Raw genomic sequence first — 15321 nt, forward strand, 5'->3', positions numbered from 1 at the left:
TGACTAATGACTAATGACTAATGACTAATGACTAATGACTAATGACTAATGACTAATGACTAATGACTAATGACTAACAAAACTCGTTTCCTTAGCTTCTAATTTAGCCCGATCGACCTCCTGCAAATCCCCGTGGTCTAAAGTCCAAAAGCGGTCGGCAACGCTCAGCAAATCGCTAGCATCGTGAGTGACAATCAACAAAGTCCAGTGACTTTTCAACTTACTCAACAAGCTTACCAACTGCCGGCGCATCGACCAATCCAAACCCGCCGTCGGTTCGTCCAAAAGTAGCAAATGCGGCTGCCGAATTAGCTGCACCGCCAGGGCTACCCTGCGCTGTTGTCCGCCGCTCAAAGCGTGGGGGGAAGCCCGCAGCGGCAAATGTCCGAGTCCCACTTCTGCCATTGCTTTGTTGATTTGTTCTTGTCCCAATTCAGGATGCCCCAGTCGCAATTCTTCTAAAATTGTGCCGCCGCAAAAATGCCTTTCTGGAAACTGGAATACTAACCCTCCTAATTGTTGCAAGTGTTCCGGTGTTAATTCCTGTTCCCGCCAACGGATGTCGCCGCTAGTTTTTTCCGCTAAACCTGCTAATATTTCTAATAGCGTACTTTTGCCTGAACCGCTGCGACCCACAATCAGCCCCATTTGCTGCGAGGGCAGTTCTAAGTTAATATTTTTCAGAATAGGATTCGGACAGGCGGTAGGATGATATACTAAGTTTTTTAGATAAAGCATTAACGGCAGTTGTTAGTTGGCAGTTGTTAGTTGGCAGTTGGCAGTTGGCAGTTGTTAACAGTTAACAGTCAACAGTCAACAATCAGAAAAATAGTTATTGTTGGAGCGGGGAACTTCGGGTTGTGCTATTGATAGTTAAGGCTGTTTTTGGCTGGGATCGATCGCAGACAATTATTTTACATAAATCTTAACAAAATTTTTCTTTTTTTTTCAGGATTGGCGTTTGATTTTTCTGTTTTTTCATGGTATATTCTAATAATGGAAATCTGTCCTTTAATATATTACAAGCCACACTCCCATTATTAAAATATACCTCAACAACCACAAAAAATCAAGCAAATTTCACTCTTTTTTTGGTCGCGACCCGAGAGTCTGAAAATTTAACTCTCTTGTTTCTAGTTTACAGTATATTCCATTGAGAGAATTGACGATGACGAAAACCCCTTTAGCATCGCTGGGCAAGCAAATGTTAAGTTCTAAACAGACAGTGCGGGCGATCGCCTGTGCAGGAGCGATCGCCCTCAGCATCTGCATTAACTCCGCAGTAGCGGGCGATCCCTTTCGCAGCAGCAACCCGCAGGCGATCGGGCCCAACACCGAAACCGCTTTCAAAACAATGTTTCAGCAAGGAAACTACAAACAAGCAAAAACTCAAATTCAACAAGCACTATCAGCCGAACCAAACGAACCGCTAGCCTATGCAATGGCAGCTTCTCTATCCTACATCGAGCAGGACTTAAACTCGATGAATTCCTACGCACAAAAAACCCGCGAAGTCGGCGAAAAATTGACTAAAACTAATCCATTGCGCGGCAATATTTACACAGCAGCAGGTCACTTTCTAGAAGGGGCGAACATTATAGCCAAAGAAGGAACAGCCAAAGGCGCGCCCCAAGCACTCAACAAACTGCGAGTAGTATTTCAATACCTAGAAGCCGCCGATAAAATAGCGCCCAACGACCCCGAACTTAACCTGATCAAAGGCTACATGGACTTAATTCTAGCCACAAACCTGCCCTTTTCCAACCCCAACGAAGCCATTCAAAGACTCGAACAAAAAGCCTCTCCTCGCTACTTAGCTTATCGCGGCATGGCAGTAGGCTATCGAGACTTGAAAAAGTACGATCGCGCTTTAGAGTTTGCCAACAAATCCCTAGCAGAAACACCCAATAATCCCGAAGTTCTTTATCTAAAAGCACAAATCTTGTTCTCCCAATCCCAGGGGAAAGACAGCAACAAAACCTTACTTGAGGAAGCCCGAAAAAACTTCGACGCAGCCTTAGCAAAACCCGACCAACTGCCGCGCAGCTTAGTAGCCGAAATCTTCTTTCAGCAGTGCAGAACCCGCAACCGTCTCGACAGCAAATCTCGCGCCTGCGACCCGATGCGCGATAAAATTAGAGATGCAGATGGAGTCTGGGGGCCGACCGCCTTACCACCACTATAAAAAAAGTCAGAGGGGAAGTCAGAAGTCAGGAGTCAGGAGGAAAATTTTTCCTGTCTCCCTCTCTCCCACTTTTCCTCTCTCCTGCAATTCAATTCCTGCAATTCCATTCCCTTTCTTTGATAAAATTGATGCAAGTAGAGTTTCGCGAGTTTAACCCCTTTGACCTCTGGATTTGGCTGAAGTTCAGCAACGTGCCTTCAAACGGTGAAAAACAGTATGTTGAAGAAGTGTTTGACTCTTGGTTTTTCTTGGGAAAACTCGGAGGATTTAATGCGGAAAATTTGCAAGTTCAAGATGAAGGCTTAGACATCAGTGATATGAATTACGATGTTAATCTAGCCGACCAAAGCATGATGGCTTTGATGCACAATATGGGAGAAATGGAGTATCAAGGTTCTTGGGCTCGCTGCTGGTTTGATTTGGGCACTAGCGATGCAATTGGCCTCGATGTTTTGATTAATGTTTTCCAGCAACTCAGCAAAGAATTCGTAACGATTGAAAAACTCATTATTGGCGGGGAAAATACAGACTGGCCCATTGAAAATAGGAGGAGCAGAGAGGGTTTTGCCGCCGATAATTAAACGTTGGCACGACACGGATGACACGGATACACGGATAAGGACTGATGATTGCTGGCTAATATAGGCATTACGCACAGGTAGTCATTAACCGGGTTTTTGGCATCATACTTCGTTACAACCCGCATCAACGGCAAAAAAACTGCTGGTTGGGCGAAGTCGAAACCCGGTTTCTTTTGTTTTGGTGTTGATGCTTCATGACTGATGACTAATGACTGATGACTAATGACTGATGGCTAATTATGCAAGGTAAAATTCGCGTAATTGTTTTAGGATTAATTCGACGGGGCGATCGCATTTTCGTGTCAGAATGCGAAGATCCGGTCAAACAAGACACATTTTACCGAGCTCTGGGCGGTGGTATAGAATTCGGAGAACACAGCATCGACGCTTTGCAAAGAGAGTTTCAAGAAGAAATTAAAGCCGAGTTAACAAATATCAAATATTTGGCTTGTTTGGAAAACTTATTTGTTTATAATGGCAAAGCCGGACATGAATTAATACAACTATACCAGTGCGATTTTGTTGATTCCAAATTTTATGAATTGGAGAGTCTGGATTTTGCAGACGGAGATGGGGAACATACTGCATTTTGGATGCCGGTCGAGCGCTTTCGATCGGGCGAATTGCGCCTAGTTCCCGACAAATTTATCGACTACTGCGAAAGCTAATAACTCAACCAATACCAAAAAACAAATACCTGATATGGGAGAATTACACCTAAAATATTTGCCGTAGGGGCGGGTTTCACCCGAAATATTTGCTATAACTAACAGGATGAATAAACCCGCCCCTTCCTTCTTCCGCCCAGCGCGTTACATTTAACTAGCGAAAACTAGGCAGAGTCCGCAACACCTCATAGAGAAGAGAGTTAATAAAACCGAGGGCGATAGCCCCCAGCAAAGCACTCCAAATTCCCCACCGCAAGCGAAACCCTTCGACTAGCCAAGCCGCCAATCCAAACATAGCAGCGTTGATAACAATCGCAAACAAGCTAAAAGTTGGCAACGCAACTAATCCAAAATGTCTAACAAAAAGCGGCCGAACCAAAGCATTCACCAATCCAAAAACCGCAGCCGCAATCATCGCTTTTCCAAAACTGTCAATATCCACCCCGATGGGCAACTTGGAAATAATAAAAAAGCTCACCGAAGTTACCAGCCAAGCAATTGCCACCGAAAAGATGTCGATATTGTCGATATTCATGTGGCAATCTCCTCGAAAAAAAGCTAAACATTAAATAGGAACAACAGCACATCCCCCTCTTGTACAACATACTCTTTTCCTTCACTGCGAACTAAGCCTTTTTCCTTAGCCGCTTTCATCGCGCCCGTAGCAACCAAATCTTCATAAGCTACAGTTTCGGCCCGGATGAAACCCCGTTCAAAATCAGAGTGAATCACCCCCGCAGCTTGCGGTGCTAACATTCCCGCGATAATCGTCCAAGCGCGAGTTTCCTTCGGCCCGCTAGTAAAATAAGTCCGCAAACCCAATAATTCGTAAGTAGCGCGAATCAGAGATTTCAAGCCACCTTCTTTTACCCCCAAAGATTCTAGGAAATCCGTTCGTTCTTCCTCTGATAACTCCACCAATTCTGACTCAACTTGCGCCGAAACTATGACAACCTTAGCATTTTCTGCTTCTGCTATTTCCCGTACTTGTTCGACATAGCTATTTCCTGTTGCTAAATCGTCCTCAGACACGTTAGCTGCATAGATAATCGGCTTGTTTGTCAGTAATTCCAAACCTTTAACTAATTCAGATTCTTCATCTGTGAAACTGTACTGCCGCGCTGGTTTCCCCGCATTCAAAACTGCGACTAATTTTTCGAGTACATCCACTTCGGCCTGAGCTTCCTTGTTGTTGCGGGCCAGCTTGCGAGTGCGATCGAGCCGGCGTTCAATTTGAGCTAAATCTGCTAGAATTAATTCGAGATTGATAATGTCAATATCTCGGATCGGATCGACAGAACCCGCAACGTGAATGATATCATCATTTTCAAAACAGCGGACAACGTGGACGATCGCATCCACGGCGCGAATGTGAGACAAAAACTGATTTCCCAGTCCTTCCCCCTGACTCGCCCCCTTCACCAAACCCGCAATATCCACAAATTCCATCCGCGTCGGCACAGTTTGCGCGGAATTGCAAATATTGCTCAGCACCTTCAACCGTTCGTCTGGTACTGCCACGATACCCGTATTTGGCTCGATCGTACAGAAAGGAAAATTAGCAGCAGTCGCCTTGGCATTAGCAACCAGAGCATTAAACAAAGTAGATTTGCCAACATTAGGCAGTCCGACAATTCCGGCAGTAAGCATAGCTATTTAGAAACATATCACTGTTTCAAAATATCATAAGCAATAGCAATATATCTGACTTGTCCCTTCTAACTTCTACAGCTAAGCTTGAATAAATATCGAACTTGAGGTAGATGGCTCAATGGTTAACAAGTAGTTAAGCAAAGTAACGATCGCTGCGGGGCTGTCGCTGCCCCTGTTAGCGCTGACAGCAGCTAGCGTTTTCGCTCAGATGGTCAAAATTTCGGTGATTAACAACAGCGGCAAGACGATGACAGCCGTTTATATGTCTCCTCCCGATAAGGATACTTGGGGAGAAAACGAGCTAGATGCCCCGATTCCCGATCGGGAAAAGGCAGATTTTGAGTGGAATCAAGCTGACTACGGCGGCTCGGATGCGGGCTGTGTTTTCGATGTCAGGGCGGAATACTCTGACGGCAAATCCACTGATTTGGATGCTGTTGACCTTTGTAAAGAGACTGCGCTTAACTTCAATTAATCGATAATTTAGGCAAAAACCGAGTTTTTTCAAGTCTGATATTCATCAAAAAGATTGGGGACTTTGGAGAAAGCCGGTTTTTGCGATCGACCTTACAAACAATCTTAAATTTCGCGATCGACTAAAACATAATTTACACAGGTTCAGGGATTGTCTGAGGAATAGGCCCGGGCACCGTCTGAGGAATTGGAGAGGGTACAGTTTCCGGCACCGGTTCGGGAATGGGCTGGGGAATTGGCGCAGGTACGGGCTCCGGTACTATCCCGGGAATCGGTTCGGGAACGGGGCCCGGCACTGGTGGCGATGCGGGTATAGTCGGCAGCCCCGGTTCGGTACTGGGAATCTGCGGGCCGGGAAATGGAGTAGGGTTGGGAAAAATCATGTTAGTGTTTTGCTCGCTAATAGAGATATTTCAAAAACATTGGCTCGGCACTCCTAGCTATATTTTGTAAGAAAAATAACTGAGTTGTGGCCGTGTTTTATATCATAAAAATAAACTAAAAATGGCGACGGAGACATCTATCTAAATAACTATAATTAACTGTTACTTCCGTAGAAAATTATGCCTTTGGTATTAAACTAAGTATGTGGTTACAAATAAACATTAGATGGCGAGGGCGCGTGAGTACAGAAATAAACTGTGTGAGAGTAAAGACATTGGCTCAACGCGCCCCTACAACAAGATACTATGGTTTTTTCATACCGCTCTACTTAGATATCCAATACAGCAATCAGGATTAAGCGTGTCACCAGCAAACTCTCAACAACAAACGCCTCTATTAGATGCCTTGCGCGATCGCACAAATCACCCACACGCCCCATTTTATGCCCCCGGACATAAACGCGGACAAGGAATCTCAGGGCCGCTAATTGACTTATTCGGTGCGGCAGTATTTAGATCGGATTTGCCCGAATTGCCGGAATTAGATAATCTCTTTAACCCAGAAGGTGCAATTGCTGAAGCTCAAGACTTAGCTGCCGAAGCTTTTGGAGCCCAATCAACTCGGTTTTTGGCCAACGGTTCGACTTGCGGAATTATCGCCGCCATCTTAGCAACTTGCGGCCCAGGCGATAAAATTATCTTGCCTCGAAATATCCACTCCTCGGCGATTTCAGGTTTAATTTTATCCGGTGCAATTCCGATTTTTGTCAATCCAGAGTACAACTCGGATTGGGATATTGCCAACAGCATTACCCCACAAGCTACAGCCGCAGCCCTAGAACAACATCCCGACGCCAAAGCAGTAATGATAGTTTACCCAACCTATCACGGCGTCTGCGGGGATTTGCGGGCGATCGCCCAAATTACCCATCAATACAACATACCGTTATTAGTAGACGAAGCTCACGGCGCGCACTTTAACTTTCATCCAAACTTGCCAGAACCAGCACTATCAGCCGGCGCCGATTTAACAGTACAATCAACCCACAAAACCCTTGGTGCAATGACACAAGCATCGATGCTGCACGTCAAGGGCGATCGTATAGATATCCAAAAATTAAATAAAGCATTGCAGTTAGTACAATCTACCAGTCCGAGTTACTTATTATTAGCATCCCTAGACGCCGCCCGCCAACAAATCGCACTCCACGGCAAAGAATTAATGGCGCAAACTTTACAGCTAGCAGAAAAAGCGCGATCGCGCATTAGTCTAATTCCCGGCTTATCAGTTTTAGAACCGTTAAATACACCTGGTTTTGCAGCATTAGACCGCACCAGGCTAACAGTAAAAGTATCAGATTTAGGAATTACAGGATTTGCCGCCGATGAAATTCTGCACTCTCAACTCGGCGTCACCGCAGAACTTCCCATGCCCCAACATTTAACATTTATTATCAGCTTGGGAAATACAGCATCAGATATTGACAATTTAGTTAAAGCTTGTACTTTTTTAGAAGGAAGAAGGAAGAAGGAAGAAGGAAGTTCGGCAACGGATTCTGTAACGGATGTAACGGATGCAAAGGATGTCAGGAAGAAGGAAGAAGTCCGAAAGAAGAAGTCCGAGAGAAGAAGTCAGATGTCCGATGGAAGATTTGCCCAATCTCCCAATCTCCCACTCTCCCACTCTCCCCCTCTCCTCTCCCCCCGCGAGGCTTTCTTTTTTCCAGCGGAAACAGTACCTGCAGACAAAGCAGTCGATCGCCTGTGCGCCGAACTCATCTGTCCCTACCCCCCAGGAATACCAGTCCTGATGCCCGGTGAAATCATTACCCCAGCAGCCGTTGACTACCTGCAACAAATCCTTGCCGCCGGCGGAAAAATCACAGGTTGTAGCGATAGAAACCTCCAAACTCTCAAGGTTGTGCGACAGTAAATATTAAGGCTTGGGGGAAATTGGGAGAATTTCTACTTCTTCCACGAGTTCCAACTGCCGTCTTGCTTCACTCAAAAATCAAAAATCAAAAATATAACTATGCTTTGGCCCTACGTCACTCCAGGCATCCCGGATGACTTATTTGAACGTTTACCGGGAATTCCCATGAGTAAGCGAGAAGTCCGACTGCTGTTAATCTCCCACCTGCGGCTGCAAGCAGATTCAGTCGTGTGGGACATCGGTGCAGGTACTGGTACGATCGCCGTAGAAACAGGTTTGCTGTGTCCCAAAGGTCGGATTATTGCCGTCGAAAGGGACGAAGAAGTAGCAAGCTTGATTCGCAGAAATTGCGATCGATTCGAGCTCGACAACGTAGAAGTCATAGAAGGCAGTGCCCCGGAATGCCTGGAAAACCTGCCCCAACCCCCCCACCGAGTCTGCATCGAAGGAGGTCGCCCCATTAAAGCCATTCTCCAAGAAGTCTGGCGCTACTTGCAACCCCACGGTAGAGTTGTCGCCACAGCATCGAATTTAGAGAATCTTTACGCCCTTTCCGAAGGGTTCGCCGAGTTGCAAGTCCGCAACATTGAAGTAGTTCAGTCCGCCGTCAACCGCTTGGAGACTCGCGGCCTGAGTCAAACCTTTGCCGCCGTCAATCCCATATTTATTCTCAGCGGCGAAAAGCTGGATTAGAAGTTAGTTGACAGTTGACAGTTGTTATTGGTTATTTGTTACCCATCCCCTTCTAGGGTCTGCCTCCAATGCCCCATGTCTCATGCTTTTAGGCACTATGCCCATTCCTAAATGTAATTCTTAACCTTTTTTACGTTCAATTAACCTTCATACTTAGAATAAGGGCGACCATAGCTGGATTGACCCCCTGACTTGAGATATTGGATAACGGATGGGGGATGGGGGTTAGCTGTGCAAGGGATCAACTCGTGCTCTATAAAAATCCAAAATCCAAAATCCAAAATCCAAAATCGAATGATCCACCGCCGTCTGCAAGAGAAATTCATTTTATGCCTTGGTCTCGTATCCTGAGTGGAATAGTTGCGATCGCCCTTGCTTTGGGAATGATTATTATGGGCGGATGGTACTTCACCGTCGGCTTTGGAGTCATCGTCTACCTAGGCCAATTGGAATATTTTCAATTAGCCAGGGCTAAAGGCATTGCACCCGCTGCCAAAACTACTTTAGCCGTCAGTCAAGGGCTATTAATTACTGCCGCCCTAGCACCGGAACTCGTAGATGCCATGTTCCCCTTAGCGGGAACCTTAATCTGTTTCTACCTGTTATTCCAACCTAAATTATCGACGATCGCCGATATTGCCTCCTCAGTTTTAGGATTGTTCTACGGCGGTTATTTGCCCAGCTATTGGGTACGGCTGCGAGTCGGCCTCGACCCAGCCAATCTTGCTACAACCCAACTTTCGCAAGCAGTAGCAAGCAATTTGCCCGTTAACATTTACTCGCCGCCGTCTTGGACAACTTCTAGCCATATATCTTTAGGATTGACTTCGCTGCTGCTGGCTTTCCTGTGCATCTGGGCCGCTGACATTGGGGCTTATTTTGTCGGCAAATTCTTCGGGCGCACTAGCCTATCCCACATCAGCCCCAAAAAAACCGTTGAAGGTGCCGTATTTGGAGTTTGCGGCAGCATCGCCGTGGCAGCCGCTGGGTCTTGGTATTTACACTGGCCGGGGTGGCCGTATACTGGGGCTGCTTTTGGTCTGTTGATTGGGGTTGCTAGCCTGTTGGGAGATTTAACTGAGTCGATGATGAAGCGAGACGCCGGCGTTAAGGATTCGGGACAGTTGATCCCCGGTCACGGTGGCATTCTCGATCGCACCGACAGTTATGTTTTTACCGCGCCCTTAGTCTACTATTTTGTCACTTTACTGTTGCCCGCGATCGACTCTTTTTTAATTAATGGGTAATTGGGTAATTGGGAATTGAGAATTGGAAATTGGGAATTGGGAATTGGGAATTGGGAATTGGCCAAACAGGGCATGGGGTATGTATTCCAAGGCACTACCGAGGAACCAGATTTAAAGTCAACTGTCAACTGTCAACTGTCAACTGTCAACTGTCAACTAACTAAGGTAAAACTCTAATTCCCCCCCGACAAACAATCTCCCCCGGACTCAAAATCAACTCTTCTATCTCAACTTCCGGCCCAAAATCAATTTTAAAACCATTGAAATCACTGCTCTTTAATTCTCCATCCATTTCGATTTCGGGTGATTCAAACATCAATTCGCGACCGCTGGCTATCCGCAAACCAGTCCGCAATACCAAAGGAATTTGCCTACCGCCAGCGCGCAAAATTGTCGCCGAAAGCGTCAATACACCCGCCTCAATTGCGATCTGCGAATTTTGCAACTTTAGCGACTTTTCCCTATCTGTCAGCGGCAGCATAGGCAGCAAAAATTCGCTCAAAGCATCAGCCAGCAAAGGCGCTTTCAGCGACGCATTCAAATCCGCCTGACAGAGCCTCAAAACGCCTGTCACGGGAACGGATTCCAGGAGGCGCAGGGGTTGGCCTTTGAGAGCTTGACCGAGGTTGATGCGAATGCCACAGCCCTCTATGGCAACTTCAGTTAGGTGTAGTCCTTTATACACAGCACCGAGCGCGGCAGCCGTGACTTTGGGGATCGCACCGCTGAAGATTTGTCGATCGCTCCCCTCAATTTTCACCTTCAAGTCGTCCACCTGCTGAACTTGCGATCGCAGCCACAACTGCACCGCCGGAGACAGCACCGCGCTCGCGATCCGGCTGCCTTGACTCGGCTGCTCGCCGAGATTAATAGTCCCACCAGAGCCAGCAGCGCGATCTCTATTGTCAAATTGAAGAGAGTTTCGATCGACAGTCATAAACAATTTCAGAATATAAACCTTAATATTCAAGCACATAAATTTAACTAGAACTTGCACATCTGGACTCAAAAACCCGATTTCTGCACAGATGTACCGCTGTCAACCTTTGATTTTTCTTAGAAACAGGGTTGATGAAAACCAGTCCGATTAACTCCAAAACCAAGCAGAAATCTGGCATCAGCAAGGCCAGAAGCAGAAAAATTCTCACCTTTCCCCCCTTGGGATCTTTGGGTAGTTCACGAGTTTTGCGATCCCGATGAAAAATTCGCGATCGAGCGTATAAATTTAACCAGTAGTACGGAATTTATGGTAGTGTTGGTTTATGGTCGGGTCAGACCCACACCTTTCAAACCAGCCGCAAACCAACGGTGCAAACCTGTGCCTGCCGCGAGTCTTTTCGTCGTAGTTTTTGCACAGCATTCAGGGTAATGCCATCAGGACAATCTGCACCGGGCACAAGGACAATCTGCACTCTTGCCGGGCGTCCTGTAATAATTGGTCAGCATTATAATTTATTCCCAACCAGGAATTGAGCATTGCTAGTACGGTTAATCAATTAACCGTGTCGTGTTTCCTCCCCACCGTTCGCTCGTTGGGGATTTCCACACTCCCGTCATGTCTGATGAAAGGCTGCAAAAAATCCTCGCCCAGTGGGGCATTGCCTCTCGCCGTCTTGCAGAACAGATGATTGTAGCTGGACGAGTCCGAGTTAATGGCAAGATTGTTCGCTTAGGAGAAAAAGCGAATCCCGATCGCGATCTCATCCAAGTCGATGGAGTCCCGGTGAAACCAACAGAGCGACCCGCAAAGGTCTATCTGTTGCTCAACAAACCGGCAGGCGTAGTTTCTACTTGCAGCGATCCAAGAGCCCGATCGAAAGTTCTCGACTTGCTGCCACCCCAACTACGCTCCGGTCAAGGCATCCACCCCGTAGGACGCTTAGATGCAGATTCCACCGGCGCCCTCTTGCTCACCAATGATGGTAAGCTGACATTTTGTTTGACCCATCCGCGTCACTCGATCGCCAAAACTTATCAGGTTTGGGTGAGCGGCGATCCCCCGGAACCCATACTGGAAGCGTGGCGTCAGGGCATCATCTTGTCCGGCAGAAAAACTTTGCCCGCGAAAGTTAAAGTTATCGATCGCGCGCAAGACCAAACTCTGTTAGAAGTCATTCTATCAGAAGGGAGAAACCGACAGATTCGGCGAACAGCCGAGCAGTTGGGATATCCCGTGGTTCGCCTGCACCGCACGGCCATTGGCCCGATCCAATTGCAGCCACCCGCAGGGCCAATCTTGCCACCGGGCTGCTACCGACCCCTAGAAGATGCAGAAATTATTTATTTATGGAATCTAGTCAACCTAACATCAATAAGCGTGCCAGTAAATTCCCCGGAGCACAGCATATGACAAAGAATTTATTGTTTTTATTCTTCAAAACAACTAAGCAGAAACTGCACTCCCAAGAGCCAGAAACAGCTCAGAAGAAGCTAGCGGAAATAGGGGCTCAACTCCGCCAGTACCGTGAACAGCAGTCGATTTGTTTGGACAAAGTAGCCGTGGTAACAATGATTCGGCGGAATCTGCTACAAGCAATCGAGGACGGTCAACTAGACCAACTTCCCGAACCCGTCTACACTCAGGGTTTGATCAAGCGCTACGCTGAAGCAATGGGTTTGGACCCAACTCAGTTTGCCGAATTTTTTCCGATCGAACCGCCGCCCCGATCGAGAACCAAGCTATCCTGGCAAGATGGGCCTCAGTTGCGGCCGATGCACCTGTACCTCTTTTACACATTTCTAATTATCTGTTCGGTCAATGTCTTATCTCATTTGATGAGCGGTTCTGTCACCGCAAAAAACGGTGCGGGAGCCGAAGAACTAGCGCTTGGGCAGCAAGAACAAGCTCGTTTAGCTGCTGAGGCATCGAGATCCTCACAAAATCAGAAACCGGATAGTTACGAGGCTGTCGAAGCAGTAAGAACCGGTCAAAATTTAAATAAATCTGGCAATAAACCAGTGATGGTTAGCGTCACTTTTAAAGCAGAATCGTGGATGCAGGTTGAAGTTGATGGTAAAACAGAGTTTGAGGGAATTTTGCCGACCGGGAGTGTTCGCACCTGGGAAGCTCAAAAGCAATTGGTAGTGGTAGCAGGTAACGCCGGCGGGGTAATGGTTGCTGTTAATAATGGACAAGCCGAACAACTCGGAGCTCCTGGAGTCGCCAAAGAAGTTGTTTTTAAAGCAAACGAACTCAAGCCTTCAGCACCGCCCAAGAATCAAGGGTAAGTATTAATTGGTAATTGTTAATGGGTAATAGGTAATAGCGGGCAGTCCACAGAGTTTAATTAGAATGTCCGTCTTGATGCACTCATTACCAATTACCAATTACCCATTCTATCAAACCCGGTTGCATCGGAATAGTCAAATCCAGTCAACAGTCAACCACTGATGGTGTAACCGGAATTGATAGGATTCATCTGCGTTAATCTGTGTTTATCTGCCTGTATCTGCGGTTAAAAAAAAGAGAATTTCTTAACCGCCCCGGACAAGGGATTGACGCTGATTCACGCAGATAAAGAGTAGAAAGATAGGAATAATTCCGATGCTAACAGATTTGATATTACCCATTAACAATTACCAATTACCCACTACCAACTACCCCTTCCCGACGATCAATGTTTATTAGGAGCGCGCCCGGAGATGTAAGTCATGGTTTTGAGCCGATCGCGCACTTCCCAATTCAAAGCTTCGGGTCGATAGCGCCAGCCCCAATTTCCCTCTGGTTTCCCCGGAAAATTCATCCGCGCGTCAGTATCTAAACCCAACAAATCTTGAAACGGCACAATGGCCAAATTAGCAATAGAAATCCAGCCCATGCGGATTAAAGACCAGTGAATCCCTTGGGGATCGATGCAGCCCAAATAACGCAAAACCTCATCTCTTTCGTAGTCTTGCAGTTGATTGAACCAGCCGACAGTCGTGTCGTTGTCGTGGGTACCGGTGTAAACTACGCAGTTGCGATCGTAATTGAAAGGCAAAAAAGGATCGCCCGGACCAGCGCCAAAAGCAAACTGCAAAATCTTCATTCCTGGAAACTCGTATCGATCGCGCAAAGCTTCCACTTCTGGAGTAATTACCCCTAAATCTTCAGCGATAATCGGCAAGTTACCAAACTTCTCGTTAATTAGATCCAACAAAGCTGTTCCCGGCGCTTTAATCCACTCTCCCTCGATCGCAGTTTCTTGTCCGCGCTTCACCGCCCAGTAAGCCTCAAATCCTCGAAAGTGGTCGATCCGAGTCACGTCTACATAAGCGAAAATCGCTTCAAAACGCTCAACCCACCACTCGAAATTATTTGCTTGCAACTTCTCCCAATTGTATACGGGGTTGCCCCACAATTGACCTGTATTGCTGAAGTAATCTGGGGGAACTCCCGCCATTAAAGCTGGTTCTCCGCTTGCTTCATCCAAGCAGAATGTTTCTGGATGAGACCAAACATCCGCGCTGTCGTGAGCTACATAAATCGGAATGTCGCCAATAATTTTAATGTCCCGCAGGTTAGCATAGCGTTTCAACTCCGTCCACTGGCGAAAAAACTCAAACTGAACGTATTTGTAGTAATAAATCTCAGCATTTAGCTGCTGACGCCACTTCTCTACTGACTCTGGTTTTCGACGGGCAATTTCTGGTTCCCAATTGTTCCAGCTAACACCGCCAAAGTGATCTTTTAGTGCCATAAATAAGGCGTAATCTTCCAGCCAATTCTCTTTGCTTTGGCAAAAAGCTGAGAATTCTTTTTGCTGGATCGGGGATGCTTTGGCTTTGAAGTTTTCGCAAGCTTTTTTAAGCAAAGGCACTTTCAGCGCGATCGCTCGATCGAAGTCTACATAATCCAGCGGAAATTCTGGCAAATTAGCGAAGTCTTCATCTCCGAGCAATTGCTGGTCCCGCAGCAGTTCTGGGTTAATCAGCAGCGGATTTCCCGCCATTGCTGAATAGCACGAATAAGGAGAATTGCCGTATCCTGTGGGGCCCAGCGGCAATACCTGCCAGTATTGCTGGTCGCTTTCAACTAAAAAGTCAATAAAGCGATATGCTTCTATTCCCATGTCTCCAATGCCAAATCGACTGGGAAAGGACGTGGGGTGGAGTAGCATGCCACTTGATCGGGGAAAAAGCATAATCTATCTAAAGATATAGGAATTTAACATTGACAATTTGACCTATCTTCCCTACTAATTAAACTTCGTAGTTTTGAGGGAGATTCTCAGGGCAAATTCTTTTGTGATTGTCTCATATTTTCTGCGATAACGTGCTTACCAAATATTTTTATAACACTCTACTCACAAGTCCTGAGTAGAGAGGAAAACATCACAATCCGAAGTTATGCGATCGCCCTGCTTTCACAGCTAGGTTTTTTAACCCAGGCTCGTTTGCTGCAACAAAGTATTTTGCTTGAGCGTACCCGGTTTCTGCTTAACCTTTAAATTTAACTTTTCTTGGGTTTTTGCCCCATCTCTCTGCAGTCGTAAATTGCTCACCAAGAATCAGCCATCACTTAA

Annotated in this window: 15 protein-coding genes; 9 read left to right on the forward strand and 6 right to left on the reverse strand. The window is 46.5% G+C overall.

Going from position 1 to position 15321, the window contains the following annotated elements; translation table 11 throughout:
- Positions 1–66 precede the first annotated feature (66 nt).
- Entirely contained in the window at positions 67–738 is a 672-nt protein-coding gene (locus QUA43_RS22995; protein WP_333145528.1) for an energy-coupling factor ABC transporter ATP-binding protein, read from the reverse strand.
- 430 nt (positions 739–1168) lie between these two features.
- Between QUA43_RS22995 and QUA43_RS23000 the strand changes: the two genes are divergently transcribed.
- The 3 genes from QUA43_RS23000 to QUA43_RS23010 all read left to right on the forward strand — a co-directional run bounded on the left by QUA43_RS23000 (position 1169) and on the right by QUA43_RS23010 (position 3434).
- Positions 1169–2185, forward strand: a complete 1017-nt coding sequence (locus tag QUA43_RS23000) for a Sll0314/Alr1548 family TPR repeat-containing protein (protein ID WP_333376725.1) — start codon at positions 1169–1171, stop codon at positions 2183–2185.
- Between the two features lie 128 nt (positions 2186–2313).
- Positions 2314–2766: a DUF3531 family protein gene (locus QUA43_RS23005; protein ID WP_333376727.1), complete on the forward strand. Its 453-nt coding sequence runs from the start codon at positions 2314–2316 to the stop codon at positions 2764–2766.
- A gap of 239 nt (positions 2767–3005) precedes the next feature.
- Positions 3006–3434, forward strand: coding sequence for an NUDIX hydrolase (locus QUA43_RS23010; RefSeq protein ID WP_445301994.1), 429 nt, complete (start codon positions 3006–3008; stop codon positions 3432–3434).
- A 154-nt stretch (positions 3435–3588) separates the two neighbouring features.
- On the opposite strand, the gene QUA43_RS23015 is transcribed toward QUA43_RS23010, so the two are convergent.
- Positions 3589–3969, reverse strand: a complete 381-nt coding sequence (locus tag QUA43_RS23015) for a phage holin family protein (RefSeq protein ID WP_445301995.1) — start codon at positions 3967–3969, stop codon at positions 3589–3591.
- 23 nt (positions 3970–3992) lie between these two features.
- Complete coding sequence (gene ychF, locus QUA43_RS23020) at positions 3993–5084, reverse strand: redox-regulated ATPase YchF (protein ID WP_333376729.1); 1092 nt, start codon at positions 5082–5084, stop codon at positions 3993–3995.
- A 211-nt stretch (positions 5085–5295) separates the two neighbouring features.
- On the opposite strand from ychF, the gene QUA43_RS23025 reads away from it, so the two are divergent.
- On the forward strand, positions 5296–5562 hold the full coding sequence (locus QUA43_RS23025; RefSeq protein WP_333376731.1) for a hypothetical protein: 267 nt from the start codon (positions 5296–5298) through the stop codon (positions 5560–5562).
- Between the two features lie 133 nt (positions 5563–5695).
- Here QUA43_RS23025 and QUA43_RS23030 read toward each other — a convergent pair whose 3' ends face one another.
- Positions 5696–5944 carry a gamma-aminobutyric acid A receptor, epsilon-like protein gene (locus QUA43_RS23030; RefSeq protein WP_333159819.1) on the reverse strand — a complete coding sequence of 83 codons (249 nt, stop codon included), beginning with the start codon at positions 5942–5944 and terminating at the stop codon, positions 5696–5698.
- 361 nt (positions 5945–6305) lie between these two features.
- Here QUA43_RS23030 and QUA43_RS23035 point away from each other — a divergent pair, with 361 nt between their 5' ends.
- The 3 genes from QUA43_RS23035 (at position 6306) to QUA43_RS23045 (ending at position 9817) form a co-directional block, all read left to right on the forward strand.
- Positions 6306–7877 (forward strand): aminotransferase class I/II-fold pyridoxal phosphate-dependent enzyme, encoded by a 1572-nt coding sequence (locus tag QUA43_RS23035; protein WP_333376732.1) that lies wholly within the window; start codon positions 6306–6308, stop codon positions 7875–7877.
- A 99-nt stretch (positions 7878–7976) separates the two neighbouring features.
- On the forward strand, positions 7977–8570 hold the full coding sequence (gene cbiT, locus QUA43_RS23040) for a precorrin-6Y C5,15-methyltransferase subunit CbiT (RefSeq protein WP_190659397.1): 594 nt from the start codon (positions 7977–7979) through the stop codon (positions 8568–8570).
- Positions 8571–8899: 329 nt separating this feature from the next.
- Complete coding sequence (locus tag QUA43_RS23045; RefSeq protein ID WP_333376734.1) at positions 8900–9817, forward strand: phosphatidate cytidylyltransferase; 918 nt, start codon at positions 8900–8902, stop codon at positions 9815–9817.
- Between the two features lie 160 nt (positions 9818–9977).
- Here QUA43_RS23045 and QUA43_RS23050 read toward each other — a convergent pair whose 3' ends face one another.
- Positions 9978–10754 (reverse strand): DUF2993 domain-containing protein, encoded by a 777-nt coding sequence (locus tag QUA43_RS23050; protein WP_333376735.1) that lies wholly within the window; start codon positions 10752–10754, stop codon positions 9978–9980.
- A gap of 618 nt (positions 10755–11372) precedes the next feature.
- On the opposite strand from QUA43_RS23050, the gene QUA43_RS23055 reads away from it, so the two are divergent.
- Together QUA43_RS23055 and QUA43_RS23060 are read left to right on the forward strand one after the other, a co-directional pair.
- Positions 11373–12167, forward strand: coding sequence for a pseudouridine synthase (locus QUA43_RS23055; RefSeq protein WP_333376830.1), 795 nt, complete (start codon positions 11373–11375; stop codon positions 12165–12167).
- Positions 12164–13045 carry a RodZ domain-containing protein gene (locus QUA43_RS23060; protein ID WP_333376736.1) on the forward strand — a complete coding sequence of 294 codons (882 nt, stop codon included), beginning with the start codon at positions 12164–12166 and terminating at the stop codon, positions 13043–13045. Before QUA43_RS23055 ends, QUA43_RS23060 begins: the two co-directional genes overlap by 4 nt.
- 386 nt (positions 13046–13431) lie before the next feature.
- On the opposite strand, the gene malQ is transcribed toward QUA43_RS23060, so the two are convergent.
- The gene (gene malQ / locus QUA43_RS23065) at positions 13432–14940 is read right to left on the reverse strand and encodes a 4-alpha-glucanotransferase (RefSeq protein ID WP_333376737.1); all 1509 of its coding nucleotides are present in this window, start codon (positions 14938–14940) and stop codon (positions 13432–13434) included.
- Between the last annotated feature and the right edge of the window lie 381 nt (positions 14941–15321).

Origin of the sequence: Microcoleus sp. N9_B4, assembly GCF_036701635.1 — a bacterium.
Taxonomy (GTDB): Bacteria; Cyanobacteriota; Cyanobacteriia; order Cyanobacteriales; family Microcoleaceae; genus Microcoleus.